Here is a 25,635-nt window from a genome sequence, read left to right as displayed (position 1 = left end):
TTATTCCGACATCCGCGCCAGCCACGGCGCCAGCAGCATGCCGAAGGCCGCGCCCACTACGGCGGTCAGGGCCAGACGCAGATAGTCGAAGGATTGGCGACCCAGCTCGACGCCACCCAGATCAGCGCCACTCGCGACCAGGTTGCTGGTGACTCCGGAGCTGTCGAGCCAGCTCAGCAGTGCCAGGGCCAGCACGGCGCCGCCGATGACGCCCGGGATCATGAGAACCAGCGTCCGGCGCCAGTTGCGCCTCAAGGACTGGAGCTGTTCCTGCCATTCCTGTTCCAGCCGCTGCCGAGCGTCGCTGCGCTGGCTTTCGTCGATAGCTGCGATCTGCGCATACAGCTTCTGGTCGAAGGCTGCACTGGGCTCGATGGGGGGAGCCGCCGCGCTCAGCGACGCGTCCAGTGCCTCGAAATCGGAGAGGTTCTGCTGACACCTGGCGCATTGGGCCAGATGAGCTTCGAACGCCGCGCCATCGGCCTCGTTCAGCTCGCCATCCAGCCAGTCCTGGAGGCTGTCATCCCAGTCGGAATGATCTCCAGGGGGCTGCCCGCGGGCGGCGATGGACGGTGGTGTCATCGGTGGTTTCATAAGCTTCAGGTGGCGACCGCCGCGGCGGTCTGCGCTTCCTTGGTCAGCTCGATTAAGCGCTTGCGGGCGCGGTGAAGCAAGGCTTTGACCGTGCCCAGCGGCAGGCCCAGGCTGGCGGCCGTCTGTTCGTAGGACTTATCCTCCATATAGAACAGCACCACGGCCTGGCGGTACCGCTCCGGCAATTGCTCCAGCAGCTGGCCGACACTGACCGTGGCCGAGTCATCGGCGTCGGCGGCGGCCAGGTTGGCGAGGGCCGGGTTGTAGCCATCGTCATCGGTCTGGTCCAGCGACACGGTCGGTTTGCGTTTGCGGATCTCGGACAGGGCGCCGTTCTTGGCGATGGCATAGATCCAGGTTGACAGCTGCGACTGCCCGGCAAAGCCTGGCAGCGCGCGCCAGATCCTCAGGAACACGTCCTGGGTGGTATCCTCGGCCATGGCTCGGTCACGTAACATACTGAATATCAGCCGAAAAACCTTGTCCCGATAGCGTGGCAGCAAGAGCGCGAACGCCTCGCGGAATTGCTTGGCCTGCAGCCGCTGTCGAATATCGGCGTCTGCCTGGAAAGCTGACGAGGACGTCATTGGCTGTTGGGACGTGTCAGGTGACTGAAAGGTTGCAGCGGGTATCACTGTAGCAACGCGGGCGGTTTATTGGTCCTAACACCGCCGCCGTCGGCCGGTTACAACCCGTCATTTACCGACCCCGGTCATTGCCCCCGCAATCAACCATGGGCAGTCGGTGCAACCTTGCAGGGGTCTGGCAGCGTCGTAACTTTCAATCGCTACACAGCTTGGTACCCGAAGGCCCGCATATGCTCTCCGATCTCGTCCCCCTGGTCGCCATCATCTTCGGCATTGGCGTGCCGCTTTCCATCCCTATCGTGTGGATCGCGCTCAACTACCGGAAGAGACGGCGGCTCATGGAACTGCACCACGCCGAACGCATGGCCGCGATCGAGCGCGGCATGGAAGTCCCGCCCCTGCCGCTGGAGCTGATCGACGGCCGCAGCCGCCGCCGCAGCTCGCTGCTGCCGGGCCTGGTGTGGTTCTTCATCGGCCTGGCCATGACGGTCGGCTCGCTGAGCATCGGCGATGACCTGCCGGTGGTCTGGGGGCTGGTGCCGCTGGGGATCGGCATCGCTTACCTCATCTATTACGCCGTCGAAGGCCGCCACCTCGAAGCGCGGCAGCTCGAAATGGACCTGCGCGAGCGCAACAACAGCCGCTATTCGCAGGGCCCTGCAACCCTATAGGCCCTGCTCCGCATCTACAGCGCAAGCGTCGCCGTCCGGGCTCGGCGCCGCGGCTCGCCACATACATATCGTCACGAAGGTTTGTGCCAGTACCCGCTGGCATCGAGGAGAGTCTCGTGCTCACGATTCGCAACCTGTCGAAGTCCTATGGCAACGTGGCCGCGTTGCGCGATGTTTCTTTGCAGATTCCCGCCGGCATGTTCGGTTTGCTCGGCCCGAATGGCGCCGGCAAGTCGACGTTGATGCGCACCATCGCGACCTTGCAGGAGCCGGATTCCGGCAGCATCACGTTCGATGGCATCGATGTGCTCGCGGACAAGATGGCGATCCGGCGCACGCTGGGCTATCTGCCGCAGGATTTCGGCGTGTACCCGAAAGTGAGCGCGCTCGGGTTGCTCGATCATCTCGCCGTGTTGAAAGGCTATTTGAATCGGAGCGAGCGCGCGGCAGTGGTGGAGGCGCTGCTGCGTCAGGTGAATTTGTGGGATGTGCGCAAGCGCAAGCTCGGCACTTTCTCCGGAGGCATGCGCCAGCGCTTCGGGATCGCGCAGGCGCTGCTCGGCAATCCCAAGCTGGTGATCGTCGATGAGCCCACGGCCGGGCTCGACCCGGAAGAGCGCAATCGTTTCCTGAATCTGCTGGCGGATATCGGCGGGCAAGTGGTCGTGATTCTTTCGACTCACATCGTCGAGGACGTGACCGACCTGTGTCCGCGCATGGCAATGATCTGCAATGGCCAGGTCTTGATGAGCGGCGAGCCGCGCGAAGCGATCGCGGCCATGCGCGATCGGGTGTGGAGCAAGCTGGTCAGCAAGGCGGCGCTGCCGGAGTATCAATCCCGCTTCACCGTACTCTCCACCCGCCTGATCGCCGGCGAGCCGCTGATTCACGTGTATAGCGAGACGCGGCCGGAGGAGGGGTTCGCGCCTGTCGATCCCGATCTGGAGGACGTGTATTTCCAGCGGCTGCGCCAGCACAACGCCGCGCCCGCCAGCGTCGCAGCCTGAGTCGGCACAGGGGGCGCGCATGTTCTGGGAATTTTTCCGCTTCGAGCTGCGTTATCAGTTGCACTCGCCGCTGCCGTGGGTGATCGCGTTTGTCTTTGCGCTCATGGCCTTCGCGGCCACCACGAGTGATATCGTCACGGTGGGGGAGGGTATCGGCAACGTCAATCGCAACGCGCCGTTTGTGATCCTCACGTTCCTCGACGTCTTCAACACGCTCGGCATGTTCGTCGCCGTTGCGCTCATCGCTCAGCCGCTGCTGCGCGATTTCGAGATGGGCACCGAAGAACTGTTCTTCAGCAAGCCACTGAGCAAGTCGAGCTATCTGTGGGGCCGCTTCGCGGCAGGCTCGCTGATGGCGCTGCTCGTGCTGGTGATCACCGCGCTCGGCATGATGATCGGCTCGTTCATGCCATGGATCGATCCGCAGCGGCTCGGGCCTTTCTCCCTGCAGCCCTATCTGTGGGGCTTCGCGGTGCTGACCGTTCCGAACCTGCTGTTCGTGGGCGGGCTGCTGGGCCTGCTGGCCGTGACGACGCGGCGTCTGTTGCTGGTGTTCCTGGGCGTCGTTGCGTTCCTGGTGCTGTGGTCCATCGGCGGCGCACTGACCGATGACATCAAGTACGACACCATCTCGGCGTTGATCGATCCGCTGGGCGGCGAAGCGGTGGCACAGGCCATGCGTTATTGGTCGGTCCTGGAGCGCAACACCCAGTTGCCAGACGTGAGTGGTCTGCTACTGTTGAACCGGCTCATCTGGGTGGGCATCGGCATCGTGCTGCTGGTCGCCACGCAACTCCTCTTCAAGCCGCAGCGGCAGCGCACGAAGAAACGTTGGTGGCAGCGGGCGCAGACGACCACTCACGCGGAATCGAAGCCATCGCCAACCATCGCGCCTCGCGCGACGGATCGACGTGCGTTCAATGCCGCGACTGCACTGGGCCAGTTCGCGCATCTGGTGTGGTTCGACACCAGGTCCGTGCTGCGGAGCTTGCCGTTCCTGATCCTGCTGGCGTTCGGCATCATCAACTACATCGGTGGCCTGGCGGGCACGAGCAACATGTTCGGCACGCCGATTCATCCGGTGACCGCGCTGATGATGGAGACGATGCAGGGCAGTTATCAGTTCCTGCTGATCATCATCGTTGCGTTCTACGCCGGCGACGTACTGTGGCGCGAGCGCGATGCCAGGATCGCCGCGGTGACCGATTCCATGCCGGTGCCGAACTGGGTGCCGGTGCTCGCCAAGCTCGGTGCGATCACGGCGGTGGTGGTTGCCTTCATCTTCTTCGGCGTGCTGGCGGCGATCGGCTTTCAGCTGTGGCACGGCTACACGAACATCGAGCCCGGGCTGTATCTGCAGGCCGCGTTCATCGATGCATGGCCGTTTGCGTTGATGGGTGCGCTGGCGCTGTTCCTGCAGATCGTCAGCAATCAGAAGTTCGTCGGTTACCTGCTGCTGATCCTGGTGCTGCTGGCGCAGATCGTGCTGGTCCAGGTGGGCTACGAGCACAACTTGTATATCTATTCCGGCGCGCCGCAGATGACGTACTCGGATATGAACGGCTACGGTCACCTGCTGGAGCCGTGGGCCTGGTTCCAAACGTACTGGACGCTGATTGCGGCCATGCTGATCGTGCTCGCCAATGCGTTCTGGGTGCGCGGCACCGCGCCTGGTTGGAAGCTGCGTTGGCGACAGGCTCTCAACAACATGCGAGGTGCACAGGGAGCCGCTTTCGCGACGTTGGCGGTTGCCGCGGTCGCGACCGGTGGCTGGATCTTCTACAACACCAATGTCATCAACGAGTACCTGCCGGCGGACGCCGCGCTCGATCGCCAGGCGCATCTCGAAAAGGAATATCGGAAGTTCAAGGATCTACCCCAGCCTCGCATCGTCGATGTGCGCGCCGCTGTGGATATCTTTCCCGAACAGCGGCGCTATCTGATTCGCGGCCGCTATCGCCTGGTGAACGAGCACGAGGCGCCGATTGCCGAGTTGCACGTTTATACGAACGTCAGTTCCAGCCTGGAAGTGACCGCGCCGGCCGGTATGACGGTCAAACATGCGGATCGGCAGGCGGGGCTGAAGATCTACGCGTTGGCCGAGCCGCTTGCGCCTGGCGCCGCGTTGGATTTCGACTTTGTCCTGGAGCGTGCGGAGCGTGGCTTTACCAACAGTGGCATGCCGGTCTCGACCGGTGCCGGCGACCTGCGCTCGACGCTCAACGCCAATGGCACGTTCTTCAACAGCAACGAGTTGCCGCATTTCGGCTACGACGAATCGCGGCAGATCCTGGATCGCAACGAACGTCGCAAGCGTGGCCTTGGCGAAGTGCCGCGCAAGGCCAAGCTGGAAGACGAGAGTGCCCGATACGGCATGGGCGTCGTCGACTCCGACTGGATCAACTTCGAAGCGACGGTGAGCACCAGCCAAGATCAGATCGCGCTCGCGCCCGGCTATCTGCAGCGCGAGTGGACCGAGAACGGCCGGCGCTACTTTCACTACAAGATGGATCGGCCGATGTTGCCGTTCTACTGTTTCCTGTCGGCGCGCTGGGACGTGAAGCGGGGCGAGTGGAACGGTCTGCCGATCGAGATCTACTACCATCCCCAGCACGCCTACAACGTCGATCGAATGATCGAGGCAACACAGAAATCGCTGGACTACTTCACGGCCAATTTCTCGCCATACCAGCATCGGCAGGTGCGCATCCTGGAGTTCCCGCGCTACGCGAGGTTCGCTCAGAGCTTTGCCAACACGATTCCGTTCTCCGAGAGCATCGGCTTCATCGCCGATCTCACCGATCCCGACCACATCGACTATGTGTTCTACGTGACCGCGCACGAGATGGCGCATCAATGGTGGGCGCATCAGGTCATCGGTGCGGACGTGCAGGGCCAGTCGATGCTCATGGAGTCGCTGTCGCAATACTCGGCGCTGATGGTCATGGAGAAGGAGTACGGGCGGGAGCACATGCGCCGCTTCCTGAAGTACGAGCTCGATCGCTATCTGCGCGGCCGGGGCGGGGAGTTGATCGAGGAGCTGCCGCTGATGCGGGTCGAGGATCAGAATTACATTCACTACGCCAAGGGCTCGTTGGCGCTGTATCGGTTGCGTGACGAGATGGGCGAGGAGAATCTCAATCGCGCGTTGGCCAACTACATCCGGGACAAGGCTTTTCAGCAGGCGCCGTACACGACGACGTTGGAGCTGGTCGACTACATCCGAGCGCAAGCGTCGCCAGACAAGCACGCGCTGATCGATGAGCTGTTGGCCAGGATCATCTTCTACGACAACCGCGTGCTCTCGGCGTCCGTCACGCCGCGCGCTGGCAAGTATGATGTGACCATAGAGTACGAAGCAGCCAAGCGGGAGAGCGACGGCACGGGTCGCGAGAGCGATGTGGCGTTGGATGATTGGATCGAAGTCGGCGTATTCGCGCGCGATCCCGATGAAGATGAAGCGAGCGAACGGCCGCTCTATCTGGAGCGCCAGCGAATTACCGAGCCTCGCGGCAAGATCACCCTGACCGTGGACGCCATGCCCTACGAGGTGGGATTCGATCCGTACAACAAGCTGATCGACCGGATACCGGACGACAATCGCAAGACGGTGGAGATCGACAGCGCATCGACGCAAGCCGGCGCATCATCCAAGAAGACTTGAGAAGTAAAGCTGGCGCAACTCGAGTTGCGCCAGCTGATTGGCCGTTGTGGTCTGACTTACGTGCGTGGCGGGATCAAGCCGAATCGTCCGCTTTGATAATCGCGGAATGCCTGCTCGATCTCCTCGCGCGTGTTCATCACGAACGGACCATAACGCGCGACGGGCTCGTGCAGCGGCTTGCCCGAGAGCAACAAGATCTCTGCCGGGCCGGACTCGTCCGCAGCCACGCTGATGTGCACCGAATCGCCTGACCCGAGCAGCGCCGCCTGGCCCTCGGCCACCTTGCGCCGATCGCTGCCGATGGTCGCGTTGCCCTTGAAGACATACAGCAAGCCGCTCTGCTCGGCCGGTACGGACTGCAGCAGCTCGCCGCCGGGTTGGACGGTGAAGTGCAGCATCTGAATTGGCACTCGCGTGTCGATACGCGCCGTCTTGCCGAGCGACTCGCCAGCGATGACGCGAACGCGCACGCGGCCGTCAGCCGTGGTGGCCTGCGGAATGTCCGAGGCACGCAACGTCTGATAACGCGGCGTCATCATCTTGTCGACGGCCGGCAAGTTCACCCAGATCTGAAAGCCTTCCTGCAGACCGCCTTCGCGATGAAAGCGCTCGGTCGGCATCTCGGAGTGAATCACGCCGCCGCCGGCGGTCATCCACTGCACGTCGCCCGGCTGCAGCACGTCGGCGTTGCCGAACGAGTCGCGATGCTCGTTCTCACCGGCGAGCACATATGTCACGGTCTCGAAGCCGCGATGCGGATGATCGGGCGCGCCAATCGGCCCGCCAGGCGGCCACTGCACCGGCCCCAGATGATCGATCAGCAGGAATGGGTCGAAGTGGCTGAAGCCCGGCGTGGGAAAGGGCCGGCGCACTGGAAAGCCACCCCCTTCCAGGGTGCTGACCGATTGCACCAGCCGAGCCGCGCGCCGCGGCTCGGTGGGTTGAGGAGAGGTTGTCGAAGCTAAAGAGTTGCTGGCGTTCATGGGTTCGTATCCTGCCACCGGAGGTGGAGGTGTATCTGCGTGTCGCAAGGCATGACACTTATCTCGCTGCGTCATGCATGGCCGCATGCATCGAGCCGAGGTCATGGAGCCCCGTTAGTGAGTCGTCCGTTGGAGACTACTGGTTCGGCCGGGCGACGGGTTAATCTCCCGTTTTTACTCGAGCGCTCCGGATATCCTCCGGGGCGCCGCCAATTCGAGGGATTTCGATGACCGCCAGAATGCTGGTCAATATCGATGTGGACGATCTGGCCAAGGCCACCGAATTCTATTGCAAGGCTTTCAACCTGCACGTCGGCCGCCGTTTCGGCGCCGACGCGGTGGAATTGCTCGGCTCGACCTCGCCCATCTATCTGCTGGTGAAACCGAACGGCACCGTTGCGTCGGCCACCAGCCGGCACCTGCGCTCGTACGCGCGTCACTGGACGCCGGTGCACCTGGATTTCGTGGTCGACGAAATCGAAGGAGCCCTGGATCGCGCCCGCAACGCCGGCGCCCGGCTCGAGACCCAGGTGAAGACCAACAACTGGGGCAAGATCGCCATGCTCGCCGACCCGTTCGGCCACGGCATCTGCCTGATCGAATTCATCGGCCGCGGCTACGACGAAATCGCAACCAGCAACGACCAGAAGCATCGCTAGGTGACCCGTGGCCCTGGTCTGTTGGAAATGCGGCGCCTCCCTGGCTGACTTGACGCTGCCGCTGCGCCGGCTCGAAGAATGCCGCCAGTGCCACGCCGAGCTGCACGTCTGCAAACTTTGCGAGTGGTACAGCATCAGCGTCGCCAAACACTGCCGGGAACCGATCGCCGAGGAAGTGAAGGACAAGGAACGGGCGAACTTCTGCGACTACTTCAAGCCTCGCGAAGACGCGTACTCGAACCAGAGCACCGACGCCGCTGCGAAAGCGCAAGCCGAGCTCGACGCCTTGTTCGGCGGCACCAAGCAAGCTCCGGATGCCGAGCAACCGTCCGCCGCCGATAGGGCACGCGCGGAGTTGGAGGCGCTGTTCGGGAAGAAGAAATAGCCGCCGACTAGTCACTCGGCGGCGGATGCACGTCGTGAGAGGTCTTGGACTCCTGCTCCAGCCACTCCATCACGCCCGCCACCATCGGGTCATTGAGCCGCCGGGGCAGGCAGACCGCGTAGATCGCGTACTCCGAAGAGACTTCCTGCTCGAACACCTTTACCAACCGGCCGGCGGCCAGCTCGCTCGCAGCGAACACCTCGGAAGCGATGGCCATGCCCTGACCGGCGAGCGCCGCCTGCAACATCGAATTGCGGTCACCGCAAACGATGCCCCGCCGCGGGTTGATGCCTTTGACGCCAACCGCATCCAGCCAACGAGCCCAGGAGCGATAGGAGTCATCGTGTAACAAGGTGAAATTGCGCAGCTCACTGAGGTTCTTCAGCGGCGCTCCACCTTTCAACAACGACGGTGCGCACACCACGATCTCCCTCGGCCGGAACAACGGCACCGTGTGCAAGCCCGGGTAATTGCCGCCGCCGAAACGTATGGCGATGTCCACATCCTCGCGGGCGAAGTCCGCCAGCTGCGACGTCGTGATTACTTGCAGATCGACGTCCGGGAACAACATGGAAAATGCTTGCACGCGCGGCATCAGCCAGCGGGCATTGAAAGAAGAGAACGTCGATATGGTCAGCTTGCGCCGCACCGTCGGCGTTGAAACATCTTCGAGTGCCGATGCCAGTCGGTCGAAGGCGGCACGGGTGCCTTCCGCCAAGAGGGCGCCCTGAGCCGTCAACCGCAGCCCGCGGGGCAGGCGCTCGAACAGCTTCACTCCCAGCCAGTCTTCCAACTGCTTCACCTGCCGGCTGACGGCCGCGTGGGTGACGTTCATTTCCTCCGCCGCGGCACTCAGATTCAGGTTCCGGGCGGCGACGTCGAAGGCTCGCAAGGGGCCTACCGGGATGCGTTTCATGGCGGTCGCAAGGATGGCTTTACTGTGACTTCAAGTCATAGATCACAGGCACAAAGTATCGCTATTCGCAGGAAATGGCTAGGAATAGGCTACTCGTCCATTACCGAGATGCATATCTCAACGGAGGTTTTATGGACGAGTACCTGTTCATCACCCTGGCCAAGCTGAAAGCCGACCGCCTCGCGCTGGAGCGCCAACAGCGTCGTCTCGAGCCCGATCCGGAACAACTCCGCCTGGAGCTTCCGGAGCGCATCGAGGCACGCGAGCCCGTGCCCACGCGCCCGGTTCGAAATTCGGTCCTGGCCCGCTGGTTTTCGCAGCAGCCTTTATGGAGGGAGCAGTCATGAGATCGGTACTGACATTGGCCGCGGCGGTGGCCATCAACCTGGCCGCGCTGGCGTTACTGCAATGGGACGTCACCCGGGCGAGCTCGCCGCCGGCGGGTGAAGTGATCATTGCCCAGCTCGATGAGCCGACCGCGCTGGCGCCGCTGGCGCAGGCGCGGGCCGAGGATCAGGACGGGCGGAGTGTCAGCCGCAGCCTGTAACGGCTCCGGCCCGTCCGCTCACCCTGGCCCGCCCCCTCACCCCGGCCCGCCCCCTCACCCCGGCCCTCTCCCCACAAGGGGAGAGGGAGATAGGAGGGGGAGAGGGAGATAGGAGCTGAGTCCTTGCCCCTCTCCCTTTGGGAGAGGGGTTGGGGTGTGGGCACGAACGTAACGCACGCAACCCAACCCAAGGAGACCGCCATGGCATTCGCATTGATTACGCTGACAACCTCGCTGGTCCTCAACCTGACGGTACTGGCGCTATTGAAGATCGGTCTGCGCAGCGCGCCGACATCCGACGAGCTGACCGGCTGCCAGTCATGCTGACGCCGGTCCGACGCACCATGCGCGCCGTCGCGAGCTCAGGCAGTCTTGCTCAAGCGGACCTGCTTGTCCGATTGGGCCATGCCGGCCACCAGTCGGCCGAGCTTTTCGATGGCGCGCTCGATGGTGGTGGTCCACAGCATGCCGCAGCTGATGCGGATGTAATTCCGATAGTCCGCCTTGGCGGAGAACACCAGCCCCGGCGCGATGCCGATACGGCTGGCCAGCGCGGTACGGAACAACTCCGCGCCATCCACACCCGCCGGCAATTCGATCCACAGCACGATTCCTCCGCTCGGCCGCGCCACGCGTGTGCCAGGCGGGAAGTAACGAATGATCGCGTCGAGCGCGTTCTGCGAATTGGCGGCGAGCGTCGTGCGCACCCGGCGCAAGTAACGGTCATATCCTCCGCTCGCGTAGTAACGCGCCAGCACCAGCTGCTGCAAGGTCGGGCTGGCGACCGACGAGAAGAACTTGGCGCGCGCAATCTCGGTATGAAACTGCGGCGACACCGCCCAGCCGATGCGATAGCCGAGCGCGATGGTCTTGGAAACAGACCCGCAGGTGATTACCAAACCCGCTTCGTCATACGCCCGCAGCGACGTGGGGCGCACGTTGCCGTAGTGCAGATCCCCGTAGATGTCATCCTCGATGATGGGCACTTCGGCGGCCGTGAGGATCGATACGATCTCACGCTTGGCGTCGTCGGGCGTGAGGCTGCCAGTGGGATTGTTGAAGTTGGGCATCAGCACGGCCGCGGCCAGCCGCGTCGTGCGCGCGATGTTTCTAATCGCTTCGACATCGATGCCGGTGCTCGTATGGTTCGGCACCTCGACGACTTTCAATCCCAGGTATTCGATCACCTGCAGCAGGCCGAAGTAGGTGGGCGATTCCACCAGCACCGTATCGCCAGCCTTGCACAACACCTGCAGCGACATCGTGATCGCGTCCATGGCGCCGCCGGTGATGACGACGTGCGCCGGATCGGCCGGCGCTCCCGCGAAGCTCATGCGCTTGGCCACTTGCCGCCGCAGCTCTTCGTGGCCCGGCGGCAGCAGACATTCGCCGGCGTGCGCCGGATGGTCGCGCAGTACTTCGCGAATGAGATTGTTGAGCCGCTGGTTCGGGTACAGCGTGGGCGAGGTGAAGGCGCCGTTGAGCTGCAGGATGTCCGGCCGGGCCAGCGCCTCCCGGCAGGTGTCGAGAGTTTCCGCAGCAATGGAGGCTGGACGGCGCGAACGACTGACTTTGGGTCGCGGCGGTGGCACGGCGGCGCGCATCGGCGGCCTGACATAAAAACCGGACTGCGGGCGCGCTTCGATGAGTCCGATGTTTTCCAGGTGCAGGTAGGCCTGCACCACCGTGGAAATGCTGACCTTGGCCGTGCGGCTCATGGAGCGCACCGAAGGAATGCGCTCGTTGCCGCGCAAGGCGCCGCTGGCGATCTGCGCCTCGACCATGCGCGCGACGCGTTCGTAGAGCAGCGGTTCCTGGGAAGCCATGGCCTACCTCGGCAGACACAACTGTATTGGTCGCGGGTCAGTCTACCTGAATCTGTACTGCTTGCCAGCATGCTCTAGAGTGTCCATCCGCGTCTTAGGATTTCTCATGTCTGTTTCTTCCAGCATCGGGCGACTCTCGGTCGGCATGCTTGTCGCCTTCGCCGCCATTTATTTCATCTGGGGCACCACGTATCTCGCGATCGCGGTCGCCATCCAGGCGATTCCGCCGTTCATCGGCGGCGCCGTGCGCTTCCTGCTCGCCGGCCTGGCCATGTACGTATGGCTGCGCTGGCGCGATCCCCGACCGTTGGCGAAGCTGGATCTGAAGATGGCCGCACTCACGGGCGTGTTGCTCACCGGTATCGGCAACGGCTTCGTGGGCTGGGGACAGCAAGGTATTCCGTCGGGCATCGCGGCGCTGATCGTTACCGCCGTGCCGGTCATCGTGCTGTTGTTGGATTGGGCGTTCTTCAGCAAGCGTGCGCCGAAGCGCCAGGCTTTGATCGGAACTACGATCGCGGTGATCGGCGTGGTGGCAATCGTTACGCACACCCGCTCGCTCTCCGGCGAGGCGAATCCGTTCTATGTGTTGTCGTTGGTGCTCGCTGCGGTGGGCTGGAGCTTCGGCACGTTGGTTCAGAAGCGGGCCGTGCAGCCTGGCACGGTGCTGAGCTTCACCTGTGCGCAGATGTTGTTCGGTGGCTTGTTCCAGCTGAGCATGTCGGTGGTCGACGGCGAGTGGGTGGTGTTCGATCCCTCGGCCGTCACCTGGAGCTCGGTGCTGGCGATCGCCTACCTCATCGTGTTCGGCAGCATCGTCGGGCTCAATTGTTATTTGTACTTGCTGACGCGAGTGGCCGCGCCGAAAGTGGCGACCTATGCGCTGGTGAATCCCGTGGTCGCTTTGCTGCTGGGTGCGCTGGTGCTGAACGAACGACTCACGCCGCTGGCGGTTTCAGCGGCTGCATTGGTGCTCGTGGGTGTGGGATTGGTGCTGTTCCAGGATGGGCTCAGGCCTTCGCAACTCAGGTCGTTTGTGGCGCGGCGGCTACCTGCATTCGCTCGCGGTGAATGACATAGAGACCGCTCGCGACGATGATGCCGGCGCCGATCAGCATGCGCGCGCTCGGCACAGTCATCCATAGCAGCCAGTCGAACAGCATGCCCCATGCAAGCGCCGTGTATTCCAGCGGCGCGATGGTGGGAGAGGCGGCCAGTCGAAACGCCTGGGTGAGGAAATGCTGGCCGATGGCGCCGCTCAGGCCGATGATGGCGATCCAGTACCAGTGGTCCCAAAGCACGGGCACCCAGCTCGAGAAGCAAAGCAGGCCCGCGAACACCGCCGTGAGCGTCAGCGCCCAGAACATGGTTGCCGCACTGGTTTCGGTGGGCTGCAAAACTCGGATGAGTAACGCACCGAGCGCGTAAGCCGTGGCCGATGCAAGCGCCGCGATCCCGCCGAGAATGGCTATGCCGCTCACTTCGATGCCGCTTGGGCGCAGCACTACGAGCACGCCGATCATGCCCGTGATCACTGCGAGCCACCGGTGCCAGCCGACGCGTTCGCCAAAGAACGGCACCGACAACGCCGTGATGAGCAGCGGCGCGGACATGAAGATGGTGTACGCGTTGGCCAGTGAAAGACGACTGACCGCGTAGACAAAGAAATAGAGCGCCGCGACCTGCAGAACGCCGCGCAACAGGTGCAGAGCCCAGCGATTGGGAATGAGATTCCGCCAGCGCCCGAAGCCGGCCGTTGCGATCAATATGAAAGGCAACGAGGCCAGCCCGCGGATGAACGTCACCTGCATGGCGGGATAAGTCTCGGCCAGGAGCTTCATGCTCAGATCCATGACGGCGAAGGCCGCGACCGCCGCCAGCATGCACAGAATTCCTCGGACATTATTTGTAGGCATGAGCAGGCATGCTAACGTGCCGCCGACAAGGCGGCTAGAATTGACATTGCAATCCGTCATCGAGATCGAGCTCATGCGCCAAGTGTTTATTTGTGATGCCATCCGCACGCCCATCGGCCGCTACGGCGGCGCGCTCGCCCGTGTGCGCACCGACGATCTGGGTGCCATTCCCATCAAGGCGCTGATGCAAAGGAATGCCGGCGTCGATTGGGGCGCGGTGGATGATGTTTATTACGGCTGCGCCAATCAGGCCGGCGAGGACAATCGCAACGTCGCCAGAATGGCCGCGCTGCTGGCGGGCCTGCCGGACACGGTGCCCGGCGCGACCATCAATCGTCTGTGCGGCTCGGGTTTGGATGCAGTGGGTACTGCGGCTCGCGCCATTCGTTCTCACGAGGCGGAGCTGGTGATCGCGGGCGGTGTGGAAAGCATGACGCGCGCGCCGTTCGTGATGGCCAAGGCGGACACTGCGTTCTCACGTACCGCGAAGATCGAGGACACGACCATCGGCTGGCGATTCGTCAACCCGTTGATGAAGGCCAGGTACGGCATCGATTCCATGCCGGAGACGGCGGAGAACGTTGCGGTCGAGTTCGGTATTGCTCGCGCCGATCAGGATGCGTTCGCTCTGCGCAGTCAGCAGCGTTATGCACGCGCGCACGCGGCGAAGTTCTTTGAAGCCGAGCTCACGCCGGTGGAGATTCAGCAGAAGAAAGGCGATCCGATCAAGTTCATCGCCGACGAGCATCCGCGCGAGACGTCGCTGGAAGCGCTCGCGAAGTTGAAGGGTGTGGTCAAGCCCGATGGGACGGTGACGGCTGGCAATGCATCCGGCGTCAACGACGGTAGCTGCGCGGTGCTATTGGCGAGTGAAGAGGCTGCGACCAAGTATGGTTTGAAGTTGCGGGCGCGCGTGATTGCAATGGCCACCGCTGGCGTTCCTCCGCGCATCATGGGCATCGGCCCGGCGCCGGCGACACGCAAGGTGCTGCAGCTGGCGAAGCTGGAAATCGGTCAGATCGATATCATCGAGCTCAACGAGGCTTTCGCGGCGCAGGGCCTGGCGGTGACGCGTCAACTGGGCCTGCCCGACGACGCGGAGCACGTGAATCCGAATGGTGGCGCAATCGCCATCGGCCATCCGCTCGGCGCGAGCGGTGCGCGACTGGTGACGACGGCACTCAACCAGCTCGAGAAGACATCGGGCCGCTACGCTCTGTGCACGATGTGCATTGGAGTGGGGCAGGGCATCGCGATGGTGATCGAGCGCGTATAGCGCTCGATCTTATTGGCACGCGGCCTGGCACTGTCGCAGCTCGCTGCGACAGATGTTCTTTGCGTCCCGCTCGTTGCGGAAGCAGTCGTAGCGCATCGAGGCGATGTTCTGTTGAATCACATCGATGCACACGTCGTAGTGTTGCGCGAAGCGAGCCGTGAGATTGCCCGGGCCGCGTTGGCTCGGGTTGCGGAAGTAGCTGCAGAAATAGGCGTAATCGTTGTTGCGCATCGTCATCGGATCGCGCCCGTTGCTGGCGGCGTTGCGTGAGCATTCCTGGCGCGCCTGGCGCACTTCGCTATTGCAATGACCGTTGGCGATCTCGCATTGGCGGACGCAGTCCTGGCGGGCGGACTCGGCGGCCGAGAGCGGCTTGGCGGCACGGTCGGCAGCAGTGACTGGGCTACCCTCTTGTTTCGCGGGCGCCTCGGAGCGCGCGGTGGTGTCTTCAGCGAGCCCGACGCCAAACCACGCCAGTGCCGCGCATAAACTTCCCAAGCCAGCCACGCCTTTGCCGTTCATTTTCTCGCTGCCCCGTCTCGGATCGACAGATCGTCGCCACCGGCGACAATAGCCGTCAAGCATTGTCGGGCGACCTTGGACATTGGTCTTAGGCGAAGACTACCGCACTGGAACCAGAAGCCCGCGCGAGTGTCCTTTATAGTGAGCGGGAAAATCTCGTAGAGACGGACCCCACCAGTTGATCGCCAGCCCGGTCGCGTTATGCTGGGGTCCCCATCCCGCGACTGTCACCGAAGTTCAGCCTCATGAGTCAACAGTCCGAAGAGTGCGTGGCCGAGTCGGCCCAGTCCGAAGCGGAGAAGCAGCAGAGTGCGCGCATCCTGCACCTGAAGTCGCGGCAGTACGACCTGCAAAAGGCTATTCAGCAGCGCGCCCAGGAATCCCTCGAGCGCGAAGCTGCACTGGATAAAGAGGAGCGCCGTCCGAAGCCGCTCAAGTGGCTGGTGGTGGCGAGCATCGCGGCCATTCCGGCGATCCTGACGCTGACCGCGGTGGATGGATTTCTCAAGGTCTTCCACAAGTATCTGGGCGTAGTCACGGCACAGGTCGAGCAGCAGCAGAAAGAAGCCGAGGCTGCGGCCGCAGCTGCCGAGGCCGCCGAGGCGGCCGCTGGACCTGTACAGACTCAGCCAGGAGTCGTGATGCTGCAGTCCCTGCCAGCAGCCACTCCGGCCCCCCAACAGTCCGCCGCTCCGGATCAACAGCCAGCTCCGGTCCCCGATTCCAACAATTAGATACGCTGGCGCGCGCTGCGCGACGTAGATAGAGGCGTGCGCTAGCGTCGTCGGAGACGTTCCGCGACTGATATCTGCTACCCTGCCGCCCCTGCCCGATAACGAGGCCGGGTATGGGGATGCAGGGATAATGATCGTCGACTGGCTGCCGACTCCTTCGCAGCATTTCCTGGTCAGCGCGGTGGCGCTTCTCATTTATATTCTGACCAGCCGCGCACGCGACCAGCGGCGCGCTCCCACATCGGCGATCGCTTGGGTTCTCGGGCTGGCCTTGATCCCGTATGTGATGCTGCCGCTCTATTTATTGTTCGGGCAACGCAAGCTCAAGCCGGTCGCAATTCCATACGCCGGCGTCGTCGTCGAAGGGCCACACTGGGCGGCGGAGCTGATCGAGAGCTTCGGATTGGCGCCGCCCTCGGTCTGCAAAGTGCGAATGCATGCCGACGGCACGCACGCGCGTGATGCGCTGTTCAAGATCATCGATGACGCGCGCCACACGCTCGATGTCAGCACCTTCATCATAGGAAACGATGCTTTCGGGCGTGACATCGTCGCGCGACTGGCTCGTCGTGCACGTGAAGGCGTGCAGGTACGGCTGCTGCTCGACGGCTTCTTCGCCGTTCTCGCGCCGCGACGTTATCTAAGAGAGTTGGCCGCCGCGGGCGCGAAGGTGGCGGTGTTTCGTCCGTTCTTCAGTCTGCGCCGGTTCGGGCCCCGCAACTTGCGTAACCATCGCAAGCTGGTGGTGGCCGACGATCGATATCTCTGGTGCGGCGGTCGCAATCTCGCCGCCGAATATTTCCTTGGCGACGACAGCGGCATGATCTGGCCAGACCTGTCGTTCGATCTCGAAGGTCCGGTGGCAGCGGCCGCCGGCACGCAGTTCGACCTGGACTGGAACACGACCCATCTGCGCATGCCGGTGCGCCAACGCCAGGCTGTCGCAATCGAGGGCGGGGAGCTGGCGCAATTCCTGCCCAGCGGTCCGGACCAGGTCGAAGACACCGCGCAATCGCTATTGATCGACGGATGCTACCGCGCCCGCCGACGCTTACTGGTAGTCACGCCGTATTTCGTTCCCGATGACAGCTTGCGTGCGGCGATGCGCCTGGCCGCGCGGCGCGGGGTGAAAGTAACTATCGCGATTCCGCGGCGATCGAATCACATGCTGGCCGACTTCGTGCGCTCCCGGCCCATGCGCGATCTCGCCGCGGCCGGCGTGGAGTTTCGGCTGCTGTCGCAGATGGTGCATGCCAAGGCGGTGGTGATCGACGAGTCGCTGGCCCTGTGCGGTTCCATCAATCTGGATTTGCGCAGTCTGCTGCTCAACCACGAAGCCGCGGTGGTGTTCTATGGCCGCGAATCCATCGACTGGCTGGCGAACTGGATCTCGACTGCGGCCGGGCAGGGCAGCGCCTATCGCGCGGAGCCGCCCGGGCTGCTGCGCGATATCGCCGAAGGCCTGTTACTTACTGTTGCCTTTCAGTTGTAGTCGAACCGTGGTTGAACGACAGCTTCAAGCCCACCGCTTCGGCGGCGCGCACCAGGTCGACGATGCGAGTAAGCCGCAGTTTTTTCATCATCCTGGCGCGTTCTGACTTGATGGTGCGCTCGCAAGCGCCGACTTCCACCGCGACTTGCTTGTTGAGTTTGCCTTCCGCAACGGCGGCGAATACCGCTCGCTCCCGTGCGGTCAATGTTCCGTACCGTTCCAGCAGATCGCGGATTTGCGAGCGCGCCGCATAGCGTTGCATCGCAATCCGGCGCGCATGGTGCACGGCGTCGAGCAGCCGTTCGCTCGGTACCGGCTTCACCAGGATATCCAGCGCGCCCGACTTCATGACCCGCACGCTGATCGGGATGTCCGCATAGGCGCTCACGAAAATGACCGGCGTGGTCAGCTCGTCGCCGGCCAGCCGCTCGAACAGTTGCAGGCCGTCGCCATCGGGCATGCAGATGTCCAGCAGCACGCACCCGGGCGCGGCGTGCAGGTCCGCCTGCTCGAACTCGGCCAGTGTGGCATAGCCCACCGCCTGGATATTCTTCGCTGCGAACAAGCGTAACAGGCTGAGCCGAAAGCTTTCGTCATCGTCGACGATATGAATGACGAAACGCCGCATCGCGTCGTATTCCGAATCGCCGTGAAAGTGCTCGATCCCCACTATATCCATGCCGTCTCCCCTTGCCTCTCGACGCTGGTTCAACCCGACTGCAACGGAACAGTGAACTTGAAGACGGCTCCACCGGCCGAGGTTCCCTCCTGCCAGATCCTGCCGCCATGGGCCTGCACGATGGTGCGCGCGATGGCCAGCCCCAGTCCCATGCCTTCCTGCTTGGTGCTGAAAAATGACTCGAAAATCTGCCGCCGATACGCCGCCGCAATGCCTGGACCCGTGTCCGCGACCGTGATGACCGCGAAGTATTTGTCATAACGGCTGGTCGTGACGTCCAGAATACGCTCAGGCAGGCCAGTTGCGGTATTAGAGACCATCACATCGAGGTTGTCGGGAGCATTCGCGCCATTTGTGGTATCCAGTGTGGTATCCAGGGCATCCATGGCGTTGATCATCAGGTTGAGGAGCACCTGCTCGAGGTGAATGGAGTCACCGTGAACCGGCGGCAGCGTGGTATCGAGCGAGCTGCGCACTGTCACCAGCCGCTTGCGCGCCACTGGCTGGATGAGGCTGAGCGCGGTGGCCGCGATCTCGTTGAGGTCGATCATCGTGGTCTGTAACTCGCGACGCTTCAGCAAAGCGTGCAAATGGCGCACGATATCGTTGGCCCGCAAGTCGTCGCGACGGATGTCGGCTAGCATGCGGCGGATGTCCTCGAGCGGTGGATGCGCCTGGTTCAGCAGGCTTTCCGCGGCATCGGCGTTGGTGAGGATGGCGCTGAGCGGCTGACTGATTTCATGGGCGATGGAGCCGGCGATTTCGCCGACGAGTGCCAGGCGCCCGGTGTGGGTGTCGGCGCTGCGCAGGCGCCGGCGGGCCTGGCGCGAGCGGCGGCGGAACGACCAAAATGTCAGCATGCCGGCCTGGGTGACCGCCAGGAGCAGCAGCAATGTCATCAGGACCGGCTGTCGCACGGAAAAGACGCCGCAAGGTTCTTGGTGGCGGGGCGGATTCGAAAACTTGCGACTTTGCCCATTCCGCGTATGTACGGCTGTGAGGATTCGGCAACAATTGCGCGTCCTTCAGCCAGTTAACGGCAGATTACGGCAATAGGGATATTTCGAACGGATCATTGATCGGGACCTCAGTCAGGCAAGGGAGGAAAGCCATGGCAAGACTGGTATTTCGGGACTTCGATGAGTTTGCCGAAGCCATAACGGGAGTCGACGGACGTTTCATTCCGACCGCGCGTTCCAACTCGGAATGGTGGACGGAAGCGGTACGGCCGGGATCGGTTTCGCTACAGCAGATTCAGATCGGTAGCCCGAGTACGTTCGCCGGCGACGGCGAGGCTGGCCGCTATACGCTCGGCCTGCCGATGACCGATGCCACCCAGATTCGCATCGATGGCCAGTTCCTCGAAGAGGATGCGTTCCTGCTGCTGCACGAGGACCAGCCGTTCACTTTCACCGGCGGGGACGTGGTGCGTTGGGCGGGCGTGAGTGTGCCTACCGACACCCCGCTGGTGTCGCCGGACCTGTTCACGTCGGCGCGTTCCGGCAGCGGACCCCGTACACGCACCGTGTTGTCCTATCTCGATCGCTTGCGGTGGGTGGTCGACCGCGCCATTTCCAGCAACATGGAATTTCGCGAGCCGGCGGTGATCGCGGCGGCCGAAGAAGAAGTCGCGATCTGTCTCACGCACGTGCTCGAGCGCAGCATGAAAGTGCAGGATCGGCATGTCGGCCGGCCGCAGTTTTCCCGCAGCCGGGTGATCGCTCGCACCCTGGCGCTGATCGAGGAGAACGAAGGCCAGCCGTTGTTCGTCGACGATCTGTGCCGGGCGACCCAGGTCAGCGAGCGCACACTGCGAAACATCTTCCACGAATTCTTCGGCGTCGGTCCGATGCGTCTGCTCAAGGTCCGGCAATTGCGTGAGATTCGCGCAGCGTTGCTGCGTGCCGATCCTCAGCGCGACACCGTGACGCGCATCGCCGCCCGCTTCGGCATCTGGGATTTCAGCTTGTTCGCCCGTAACTACAAGGCGTTGTTCGGGGAATCGCCCTCGCGCACGCTGCGTGCGCCGCCGAACGAAGGCAAGGTGCGCTCGTCATTGTCGTGGCTGCATTACGCGTCCAGGATTTTTATCGATGACATGCGAACCCCGGCCGATTCGCATGTCGACGACGGCAACGGGGACGACGAGGAAACTCCCATGATGATTCAGCCGGCCGACCCGGTGGTGCTCCGGGCCAAGAGCTGAGCTGTCAGAGGCTGGCCCGCAGGAACAGGAGCGGGCCAGCCATATCCAGTTCGAAGATGCCGGGCGTATCGAGGTCGCGCGAGTCGACGTCCACGTTGAAGTTTCGGTAGCCGAGGCCGAACACCAGGTGTGGATTCATGCGCCAGGTCAGCGCGGCGCGGGCGTCCATCAACGACCCCTCGACGTCGTCGATCTCCACCGAAACATACTGCAGGCGTGCTTCGACCGACCAGCGTTCGTTGAAGTCATAACGCCCTTCGACGCCGATCAGCGGCAGCGGCGTCACGCCGGTTTCGGCGTCGCGAATCACGCGGCTCTTCACCTCGGCATTCGCTTCCACTTCGAGCACCTGAATGCCGAATGTGAGCGCGATATCGACGCTGCGCAGTTGCACGATGCTGTAGCCGTAGGTGAGGCCCAGCATCGTCAGGTTCAAAGTGCTGTCCACTTGTTCGTTCGGAAGATAGGTCTGGTCATCGAATACGATGGTGCGATCGATGGTATTGCGCGCCGAGCGGCGCAGGCCGAAGCCGCTCAAGCGAATCAAGTGACGAGCGCCGGGCAGCAAGGTGATCTCCGCCAGCGGCAGCAACTTCGAATCGTCCAGCCCGAAGTCGTCTTCGGCATTCAGCAAGGTGCCGGCTGTGACGGGCGAAGGGTCCATGCGCAGCTGGGTGTCGAGGCCCGCGCCGACTCCCATGACCTCGACGCGAAAGCGATCTTCGATCACGTGCGGCTTGGGTTTCGGCGCCCAGTCCGGCAGCTTGTCATTGGTGGGCTTCTTATCGGCGGCGTGCGCGAGATTCGCAGTCAGGCCCATGACCAGAGCTACAGCCACGCTCGAGACGAGACTCGATGAGAGGCTCGCGGGGATGTCGCGTTCAGGAATCACTTCGGGCACTCCGGCGTTGCGTTGTCCCATTCGTGGGACTCGCGTGGATTATGCCCGTGTGCTCAGGCAGTCGCGACCCAGCGATCGTCCCAGCGGATCGGACGGACGCTGGCGATTTTCAGAAACTGTGAACGCAGTCGGGTTTCATCCAGGCCGCAAGCGGTGCCGTCGCGTTGTGACGCCAGAATCGAACCGTCGGTGAGTCGCGACAAACCATATGTTTCCAATGCGGCGATGAAGCCGAGATAACGCTCGCAATTAAATGCATCCGATCCGGATGCGGGCCGCCGGGAGCGGCGCTTAGTGCGAGACGCGTTTTCCAGGGCGATCGGGCAGCTCGGTGGGCTGCTCCTCCCAGCAGGCAGGTCTAAGACTCTGGCGCCGATGCAGGATGTGGGTGAGCTCCTCGCCATCGACGCCGAGCCGGGCGGCGGCTTTTTCTATGGACAGCCCCTCGCAGACGATGAGGCTGACCGCCACCCAGTACAAAGCGGCTTCGGTGCGGGAATCGTGCTGGCGCTGCATTGCTGGCCGTGCTCGCCCCGGAAACGACGGGAGAGCGCGAGCCGCCATGTTGAGTGCAGTAGCAGCAGAGATAAACCGGCACAAATACGGAAGCCGGTCTGTGAGGGAGCGCGGTAAATGCCTACCGCGCTGCCCCGATACGAACAACCGTGGTCCGTGCGATCGGCGCTGCCGGCCGATCGCGAGACGATCAGCCCTCGACTTCGGCGAGACGCTTGCCGACGAACTGCCAGTTGGCCAGCTTCTCGACCACGGCTTTGACGAAGCCGGCGCGATTCTGCTGGTAGTCCAGGTAATACGCGTGCTCCCACACGTCGCAGGTCCACAGCGCATGGCCGCTGGTGATCAACGGATTGTCGGCATCGTGAGTGGTGGTGATCTCCAGCTTGCCGTCCTTCAACACCAGCCAGGCCCAGCCGCTGCCGAACTGGCTCACGGCCGCTTCGACGAACTTGTCGCGGAAGTTGTCGAACGAGCCGAACGCCGCCTCCAGGCGCTTCGCGATCGGTTCCGGCGGCGTGCCGCCGCCATTGGGCGCGAGCGAATCCCAGAAGAAGTCGTGATTCCACACCTGCGCGGCGTTGTTGAAGATCTTCCGCTCGGTGCCGCTCTTGTTGGCGGTGGCCTTGATGATGGTTTCGAGGTCCTGCTGCTCCATCGGCGTGCCGGCCACGAACTCGTTCAGTTTGGTCACGTAGGTCGCATGGTGCTTGCCGTGGTGATGATCCAGCGTGCGCGCCGAGATCGTCGGGCCGAGAGAATCTTTGGGAAACGGCAGAGGCTTCAATTCGAACGCCATGGCGGGCTCCAGCTAGCGAAAACTACGGGGGTAACTGCGCCAACGTATCGCGGACAGCGAAGTTCCGGCCGATTCCAGGCCGCTTCGTTACGGCTCCATTGCAGCGCGGAGCGCCCGAGACGCACCCCGGAAATCTGCTCCGGCGGCCCCGATGCGGCGAACATGCCCATGAAAGCGATGGCGGTGTCGGAGAATACCTGTACTGGCCGGCACTTGGCCACCCGCCCGGCGGCGGTCCCGGGCGTTACGCGCTGGCGGGCGGCTGTAACCTCGTTCACGTTCGAATTCGCGTCGATTGCGCGCTTGCCGGCGGCTGGCGGCGAAAATCCCGGGCTTTATTTACGTGGCCATGCGAAGCGCGACGAGCTCGACTATATTCACAGGTTCAGTTGCAACGGCCACGAGTAATACAGGGTCGAAGAAACCCGGGGTCGGCAGGCAGCGACATGTTCAACACGAAGGAAGCACGAGGTATGACCGCAGGAACGTGGTCAACCCGATGCGACCGGGAGGAAAGTTTGTGGGCAAGGCGACACCAGTCGCGGCCATCTACGCGCTGGGCGTATTGGCGATCGTGGCGGCAACCATGGCGGTGGAGGCGGCAGAAGACGCGCCTGCGCGCAGCTTCGTAACGCTGAAGCTCGAAGGCGCCTGCGACGAGCAGAACACGCGCCTCTGGCTGATCAATACGCACACTTTCAAGACCATCGCCACTACCGTGCGCTGGCGTGCCGCCGGTGGCAAGGATTTGAGCGAACAATTCTTTCCCGGGCCGAACTCGGTGCGCGAAATCGGCTGTGCCGCCGAAGGCGAGATTCTGGACGCGCAGTTCGCGGATTTTTAGGAACTGACTGGTGATTGCTGACTGGTGACGGGCCAGAGGAGCGATTTCGGAGGAGCCAGTGCTCGACCCTGCGCAAAATACCATCGCCATGCCCGATGGCACGGCCTTGGTGTACCGGACCTATCGATCGAGTGGCGCGCCGCGCGCGGCCGTAATCATCCCCTCAGCCATGGGCGTGGCGCAGAAATTCTACGCGCAGTTCGCGCAGTGGCTGGCCAGCCAGGGTTATCACGTCACCACGTTCGACTATCGTGGCATCGGCTGTTCCGCGCCGCCATCGTTGCGCGGCTATCCAGTAAACATATTCGATTGGGCCCGGCAGGACTGCGCCGCCATCATCGACCTGGTGAAGTCGCAGTTTCCCGAGCTGCCGCTGCACTGGATCGGTCACAGTCTCGGCGGTCAATTGCTCGGCTTGATTCCCAATCGCGACCGCATCGATCGCGTCATCACTGTCGCCACCGGCACCGGCTATTGGCTGCAGAACACCTGGCGCACCAAGTCGGTCGTATGGTGGCTGTGGTTCGTGATCGTGCCGCTGGCTTTGCGCGTGGCCGGTTACTTTCCCGGCAAGCGTTTGCGCAAGGTCGGCGACCTGCCGTTCGGAGTGATGCAGCAATGGCGTCGCTGGTGTCTCAATCGCGAATATGTCGTCGGCGCCGAAGGCGATCAGGTGCGCGCCGCCTATGCGTCGGTGCGCATGCCGATGCTGTCGCTCTCATTCACCGATGACGAGATGATGTCGGCGAAGGGCATCAAGTCACTGCATGGCTTGTACGTGAATGCTCCGGTCGAATACCGCCGGATCGCGCCTCGCGAAATCGGCGCACGGCACATCGGTCACTTCGGTTTCTTCCGTCCGCAGTTCGAGCAAACGTTATGGCCGCTCGTGCCGCAATGGCTGAGCGTGCGCTGAATTATTTCGACAGGCTTCGGGAAAAAAATGGCGATTATATACTTGACAAACCCATGGCCTGAGCGCAAAGTTCGCTCCAACAGGAGAAGAACATGTCCGCGCTTCAGGCCCCGCACTTCAACGATGACAACAAAGCCCGCGAGTACCTAGAGGCGATCCGCTGGCCCAATGGCCCGGTCTGCCCGCATTGCGGAGTCATCGACGGCCACTATCAACTGCAAGGCAAGGCTCACCGTCCAGGGCTCTGGAAGTGCAGCGCGTGCCGTAAACAGTTCAGCGTAACCGTAGGCACCGTGTTCGAGCGTTCCAAGATTCCGCTGTCCAAGTGGCTGATGGCGGTCTACCTGATCTGCTCTTCCAAGAAGGGCATCAGCTCGCACCAGATCCATCGCACGCTTGGCGTGACCTACAAGTCCGCTTGGTTCATGACTCACCGCATTCGCGAAGCCATGCGCTCGGGTGAACTCGCTCCGATGGGCGGCAACGGCGGCCCGGTCGAAGTGGACGAAACATTCATCGGCCGTGAACCGGGCGCTCCGGTGAAGCGCGCCTATCACCACAAGATGAAGGTTCTTTCTCTCGTGGATCGCGGCTCCAAGCAGGTCCGCTCAATGGTCGTGGACAACATCAAACCGCAGACCATCGTGCCGATCCTGCGAGAGAACATCGCGAAAGAAGCCTACGTCATGACCGACGAGGCCGGTCACTACTACCATCTGAAGAAAGACTTTGCTCAGCACGACGTGGTACGCCATGGCCAGGAGGAATACGTCCGTGGCATCGTGCACACCAACACCATCGAAGGCTACTTTTCGATCTTCAAGCGCGGCATGAAGGGCGTCTATCAGCATTGCGGTGTGAATGGTGGTCAGAAACCGCGTGATTCTGGGGATGAGCTGCGCTTCGTGAACCTCTGAGCTGCTCGACTGGGTCGTGCCCTCGGCCGATTTCTTCCTTCCAACTTCGTTCTTCGGTTTTTCGTGCGTGTGACGGCA

At 62.8% G+C, this 25,635-nt stretch carries 28 protein-coding genes and 1 pseudogene; 17 read left to right on the top strand and 12 right to left on the bottom strand.

Annotated features, from left to right (window positions below; all coding sequences use genetic code 11):
- Positions 1–582, bottom strand: coding sequence for a zf-HC2 domain-containing protein (locus tag VGE08_RS10880; RefSeq protein WP_331067903.1), 582 nt, complete (start codon positions 580–582; stop codon positions 1–3).
- A 17-nt stretch (positions 583–599) separates the two neighbouring features.
- Positions 600–1,181: an RNA polymerase sigma factor gene (locus tag VGE08_RS10875; protein WP_331067902.1), complete on the bottom strand. Its 582-nt coding sequence runs from the start codon at positions 1,179–1,181 to the stop codon at positions 600–602.
- A gap of 230 nt (positions 1,182–1,411) precedes the next feature.
- Here VGE08_RS10875 and VGE08_RS10870 point away from each other — a divergent pair, with 230 nt between their 5' ends.
- The 3 genes from VGE08_RS10870 (at position 1,412) to VGE08_RS10860 (ending at position 6,523) form a co-directional block, all read left to right on the top strand.
- Positions 1,412–1,852, top strand: a complete 441-nt coding sequence (locus tag VGE08_RS10870) for a DUF6249 domain-containing protein (RefSeq protein ID WP_331067901.1) — start codon at positions 1,412–1,414, stop codon at positions 1,850–1,852.
- Positions 1,853–1,968: 116 nt separating this feature from the next.
- Entirely contained in the window at positions 1,969–2,859 is an 891-nt protein-coding gene (locus VGE08_RS10865; protein ID WP_331067900.1) for an ABC transporter ATP-binding protein, read from the top strand.
- Positions 2,860–2,878: 19 nt separating this feature from the next.
- Positions 2,879–6,523, top strand: coding sequence for an ABC transporter permease/M1 family aminopeptidase (locus VGE08_RS10860; protein ID WP_331067899.1), 3,645 nt, complete (start codon positions 2,879–2,881; stop codon positions 6,521–6,523).
- 56 nt (positions 6,524–6,579) lie between these two features.
- On the opposite strand, the gene VGE08_RS10855 is transcribed toward VGE08_RS10860, so the two are convergent.
- The gene (locus VGE08_RS10855) at positions 6,580–7,506 is read right to left on the bottom strand and encodes a pirin family protein (RefSeq protein ID WP_331067898.1); all 927 of its coding nucleotides are present in this window, start codon (positions 7,504–7,506) and stop codon (positions 6,580–6,582) included.
- Positions 7,507–7,733: 227 nt separating this feature from the next.
- Here VGE08_RS10855 and VGE08_RS10850 point away from each other — a divergent pair, with 227 nt between their 5' ends.
- A complete protein-coding gene (locus tag VGE08_RS10850) occupies positions 7,734–8,165 on the top strand; it encodes a VOC family protein (protein WP_331067897.1) in 432 nt (143 codons plus the stop codon).
- Between the two features lie 7 nt (positions 8,166–8,172).
- Entirely contained in the window at positions 8,173–8,550 is a 378-nt protein-coding gene (locus VGE08_RS10845) for a hypothetical protein (RefSeq protein ID WP_331067896.1), read from the top strand.
- Positions 8,551–8,557: 7 nt separating this feature from the next.
- Here VGE08_RS10845 and gcvA read toward each other — a convergent pair whose 3' ends face one another.
- Entirely contained in the window at positions 8,558–9,466 is a 909-nt protein-coding gene (gene gcvA / locus VGE08_RS10840) for a transcriptional regulator GcvA (protein WP_331067895.1), read from the bottom strand.
- A 131-nt stretch (positions 9,467–9,597) separates the two neighbouring features.
- Here gcvA and VGE08_RS10835 point away from each other — a divergent pair, with 131 nt between their 5' ends.
- From VGE08_RS10835 to VGE08_RS10825, 3 genes are all read left to right on the top strand, one after another.
- Positions 9,598–9,813 carry a hypothetical protein gene (locus VGE08_RS10835; protein WP_331067894.1) on the top strand — a complete coding sequence of 72 codons (216 nt, stop codon included), beginning with the start codon at positions 9,598–9,600 and terminating at the stop codon, positions 9,811–9,813.
- The gene (locus VGE08_RS10830) at positions 9,810–10,013 is read left to right on the top strand and encodes a hypothetical protein (RefSeq protein ID WP_331067893.1); all 204 of its coding nucleotides are present in this window, start codon (positions 9,810–9,812) and stop codon (positions 10,011–10,013) included. Before VGE08_RS10835 ends, VGE08_RS10830 begins: the two co-directional genes overlap by 4 nt.
- Positions 10,014–10,214: 201 nt before the next feature.
- Positions 10,215–10,340 (top strand): hypothetical protein, encoded by a 126-nt coding sequence (locus tag VGE08_RS10825; RefSeq protein WP_331067892.1) that lies wholly within the window; start codon positions 10,215–10,217, stop codon positions 10,338–10,340.
- Positions 10,341–10,375: 35 nt separating this feature from the next.
- Here the strand turns inward: VGE08_RS10825 and VGE08_RS10820 are convergent, their stop codons facing one another.
- Positions 10,376–11,839 (bottom strand): PLP-dependent aminotransferase family protein, encoded by a 1,464-nt coding sequence (locus VGE08_RS10820; protein ID WP_331067891.1) that lies wholly within the window; start codon positions 11,837–11,839, stop codon positions 10,376–10,378.
- 106 nt (positions 11,840–11,945) lie between these two features.
- Between VGE08_RS10820 and VGE08_RS10815 the strand changes: the two genes are divergently transcribed.
- Positions 11,946–12,914 carry an EamA family transporter gene (locus VGE08_RS10815; RefSeq protein ID WP_331067890.1) on the top strand — a complete coding sequence of 323 codons (969 nt, stop codon included), beginning with the start codon at positions 11,946–11,948 and terminating at the stop codon, positions 12,912–12,914.
- Here the strand turns inward: VGE08_RS10815 and VGE08_RS10810 are convergent.
- Entirely contained in the window at positions 12,865–13,755 is an 891-nt protein-coding gene (locus VGE08_RS10810; protein ID WP_331067889.1) for a DMT family transporter, read from the bottom strand. The two genes, VGE08_RS10815 and VGE08_RS10810, sit on opposite strands and share 50 nt — an antisense overlap.
- A gap of 73 nt (positions 13,756–13,828) precedes the next feature.
- Between VGE08_RS10810 and pcaF the strand changes: the two genes are divergently transcribed.
- Positions 13,829–15,031, top strand: coding sequence for a 3-oxoadipyl-CoA thiolase (gene pcaF / locus VGE08_RS10805; protein WP_331067888.1), 1,203 nt, complete (start codon positions 13,829–13,831; stop codon positions 15,029–15,031).
- A 9-nt stretch (positions 15,032–15,040) separates the two neighbouring features.
- On the opposite strand, the gene VGE08_RS10800 is transcribed toward pcaF, so the two are convergent.
- Entirely contained in the window at positions 15,041–15,553 is a 513-nt protein-coding gene (locus VGE08_RS10800) for a hypothetical protein (protein ID WP_331067887.1), read from the bottom strand.
- A 245-nt stretch (positions 15,554–15,798) separates the two neighbouring features.
- On the opposite strand from VGE08_RS10800, the gene VGE08_RS10795 reads away from it, so the two are divergent.
- Both VGE08_RS10795 and VGE08_RS10790 read left to right on the top strand, forming a co-directional pair.
- Positions 15,799–16,287 (top strand): hypothetical protein, encoded by a 489-nt coding sequence (locus VGE08_RS10795; protein WP_331067886.1) that lies wholly within the window; start codon positions 15,799–15,801, stop codon positions 16,285–16,287.
- Positions 16,288–16,417: 130 nt separating this feature from the next.
- Positions 16,418–17,779: a phospholipase D-like domain-containing protein gene (locus VGE08_RS10790; RefSeq protein WP_331067885.1), complete on the top strand. Its 1,362-nt coding sequence runs from the start codon at positions 16,418–16,420 to the stop codon at positions 17,777–17,779.
- On the opposite strand, the gene VGE08_RS10785 is transcribed toward VGE08_RS10790, so the two are convergent.
- Both VGE08_RS10785 and VGE08_RS10780 read right to left on the bottom strand, forming a co-directional pair.
- Positions 17,757–18,458, bottom strand: a complete 702-nt coding sequence (locus VGE08_RS10785) for a response regulator transcription factor (RefSeq protein WP_331067884.1) — start codon at positions 18,456–18,458, stop codon at positions 17,757–17,759. The genes VGE08_RS10790 and VGE08_RS10785 overlap by 23 nt on opposite strands.
- A gap of 29 nt (positions 18,459–18,487) precedes the next feature.
- Entirely contained in the window at positions 18,488–19,375 is an 888-nt protein-coding gene (locus VGE08_RS10780) for a sensor histidine kinase (RefSeq protein ID WP_331067883.1), read from the bottom strand.
- A 194-nt stretch (positions 19,376–19,569) separates the two neighbouring features.
- Here VGE08_RS10780 and VGE08_RS10775 point away from each other — a divergent pair, with 194 nt between their 5' ends.
- A complete protein-coding gene (locus VGE08_RS10775) occupies positions 19,570–20,664 on the top strand; it encodes a helix-turn-helix domain-containing protein (protein ID WP_331067882.1) in 1,095 nt (364 codons plus the stop codon).
- 4 nt (positions 20,665–20,668) lie between these two features.
- On the opposite strand, the gene VGE08_RS10770 is transcribed toward VGE08_RS10775, so the two are convergent.
- The 3 genes from VGE08_RS10770 to VGE08_RS10760 all read right to left on the bottom strand — a co-directional run bounded on the left by VGE08_RS10770 (position 20,669) and on the right by VGE08_RS10760 (position 22,880).
- Positions 20,669–21,586: a hypothetical protein gene (locus VGE08_RS10770; protein WP_331067881.1), complete on the bottom strand. Its 918-nt coding sequence runs from the start codon at positions 21,584–21,586 to the stop codon at positions 20,669–20,671.
- Positions 21,587–21,856: 270 nt separating this feature from the next.
- A complete protein-coding gene (locus VGE08_RS10765; RefSeq protein WP_331067880.1) occupies positions 21,857–22,081 on the bottom strand; it encodes a hypothetical protein in 225 nt (74 codons plus the stop codon).
- A gap of 190 nt (positions 22,082–22,271) precedes the next feature.
- Positions 22,272–22,880, bottom strand: a complete 609-nt coding sequence (locus tag VGE08_RS10760) for a superoxide dismutase (protein ID WP_331067879.1) — start codon at positions 22,878–22,880, stop codon at positions 22,272–22,274.
- Between the two features lie 168 nt (positions 22,881–23,048).
- Here VGE08_RS10760 and VGE08_RS10755 point away from each other — a divergent pair, with 168 nt between their 5' ends.
- The 4 genes and pseudogenes from VGE08_RS10755 to VGE08_RS10740 all read left to right on the top strand — a co-directional run.
- Positions 23,049–23,288, top strand: coding sequence for a hypothetical protein (locus VGE08_RS10755; RefSeq protein ID WP_331067878.1), 240 nt, complete (start codon positions 23,049–23,051; stop codon positions 23,286–23,288).
- Positions 23,289–23,400: 112 nt separating this feature from the next.
- Positions 23,401–23,724: a hypothetical protein gene (locus tag VGE08_RS10750; RefSeq protein WP_331067877.1), complete on the top strand. Its 324-nt coding sequence runs from the start codon at positions 23,401–23,403 to the stop codon at positions 23,722–23,724.
- Positions 23,725–23,812: 88 nt separating this feature from the next.
- Positions 23,813–24,640, top strand: coding sequence for an alpha/beta fold hydrolase (locus VGE08_RS10745; RefSeq protein WP_331067876.1), 828 nt, complete (start codon positions 23,813–23,815; stop codon positions 24,638–24,640).
- Between the two features lie 92 nt (positions 24,641–24,732).
- A pseudogene (locus VGE08_RS10740) lies at positions 24,733–25,497 on the top strand (IS1595 family transposase); the annotation flags it as partial.
- Between the last annotated feature and the right edge of the window lie 138 nt (positions 25,498–25,635).

This window comes from Steroidobacter sp. (genome assembly GCF_036406195.1).
Taxonomy (GTDB): Bacteria; Pseudomonadota; Gammaproteobacteria; order Steroidobacterales; family Steroidobacteraceae; genus Steroidobacter.
The sequence above is the reverse complement of the archived record's forward strand: the minus strand, read 5'-3'. Positions and strand labels throughout refer to the sequence as shown.

Coding starts and splice junctions, on each gene's coding strand:
- VGE08_RS10880 (WP_331067903.1), bottom strand. CDS start 582: ATGACACCACCGTCCATCGCCGCCCGCGGGCAGCCCCCTGGAGATCAT.
- VGE08_RS10875 (WP_331067902.1), bottom strand. CDS start 1,181: ATGACGTCCTCGTCAGCTTTCCAGGCAGACGCCGATATTCGACAGCGG.
- VGE08_RS10870 (WP_331067901.1), top strand. CDS start 1,412: ATGCTCTCCGATCTCGTCCCCCTGGTCGCCATCATCTTCGGCATTGGC.
- VGE08_RS10860 (WP_331067899.1), top strand. CDS start 2,879: ATGTTCTGGGAATTTTTCCGCTTCGAGCTGCGTTATCAGTTGCACTCG.
- VGE08_RS10855 (WP_331067898.1), bottom strand. CDS start 7,506: ATGAACGCCAGCAACTCTTTAGCTTCGACAACCTCTCCTCAACCCACC.
- VGE08_RS10850 (WP_331067897.1), top strand. CDS start 7,734: ATGACCGCCAGAATGCTGGTCAATATCGATGTGGACGATCTGGCCAAG.
- gcvA (WP_331067895.1), bottom strand. CDS start 9,466: ATGAAACGCATCCCGGTAGGCCCCTTGCGAGCCTTCGACGTCGCCGCC.
- VGE08_RS10835 (WP_331067894.1), top strand. CDS start 9,598: ATGGACGAGTACCTGTTCATCACCCTGGCCAAGCTGAAAGCCGACCGC.
- VGE08_RS10830 (WP_331067893.1), top strand. CDS start 9,810: ATGAGATCGGTACTGACATTGGCCGCGGCGGTGGCCATCAACCTGGCC.
- VGE08_RS10825 (WP_331067892.1), top strand. CDS start 10,215: ATGGCATTCGCATTGATTACGCTGACAACCTCGCTGGTCCTCAACCTG.
- VGE08_RS10820 (WP_331067891.1), bottom strand. CDS start 11,839: ATGGCTTCCCAGGAACCGCTGCTCTACGAACGCGTCGCGCGCATGGTC.
- VGE08_RS10815 (WP_331067890.1), top strand. CDS start 11,946: ATGTCTGTTTCTTCCAGCATCGGGCGACTCTCGGTCGGCATGCTTGTC.
- VGE08_RS10810 (WP_331067889.1), bottom strand. CDS start 13,755: ATGCCTACAAATAATGTCCGAGGAATTCTGTGCATGCTGGCGGCGGTC.
- pcaF (WP_331067888.1), top strand. CDS start 13,829: ATGCGCCAAGTGTTTATTTGTGATGCCATCCGCACGCCCATCGGCCGC.
- VGE08_RS10800 (WP_331067887.1), bottom strand. CDS start 15,553: ATGAACGGCAAAGGCGTGGCTGGCTTGGGAAGTTTATGCGCGGCACTG.
- VGE08_RS10795 (WP_331067886.1), top strand. CDS start 15,799: ATGAGTCAACAGTCCGAAGAGTGCGTGGCCGAGTCGGCCCAGTCCGAA.
- VGE08_RS10790 (WP_331067885.1), top strand. CDS start 16,418: ATGATCGTCGACTGGCTGCCGACTCCTTCGCAGCATTTCCTGGTCAGC.
- VGE08_RS10785 (WP_331067884.1), bottom strand. CDS start 18,458: ATGGATATAGTGGGGATCGAGCACTTTCACGGCGATTCGGAATACGAC.
- VGE08_RS10775 (WP_331067882.1), top strand. CDS start 19,570: ATGGCAAGACTGGTATTTCGGGACTTCGATGAGTTTGCCGAAGCCATA.
- VGE08_RS10770 (WP_331067881.1), bottom strand. CDS start 21,586: ATGGGACAACGCAACGCCGGAGTGCCCGAAGTGATTCCTGAACGCGAC.
- VGE08_RS10765 (WP_331067880.1), bottom strand. CDS start 22,081: ATGCAGCGCCAGCACGATTCCCGCACCGAAGCCGCTTTGTACTGGGTG.
- VGE08_RS10760 (WP_331067879.1), bottom strand. CDS start 22,880: ATGGCGTTCGAATTGAAGCCTCTGCCGTTTCCCAAAGATTCTCTCGGC.
- VGE08_RS10755 (WP_331067878.1), top strand. CDS start 23,049: ATGAAAGCGATGGCGGTGTCGGAGAATACCTGTACTGGCCGGCACTTG.
- VGE08_RS10745 (WP_331067876.1), top strand. CDS start 23,813: ATGCCCGATGGCACGGCCTTGGTGTACCGGACCTATCGATCGAGTGGC.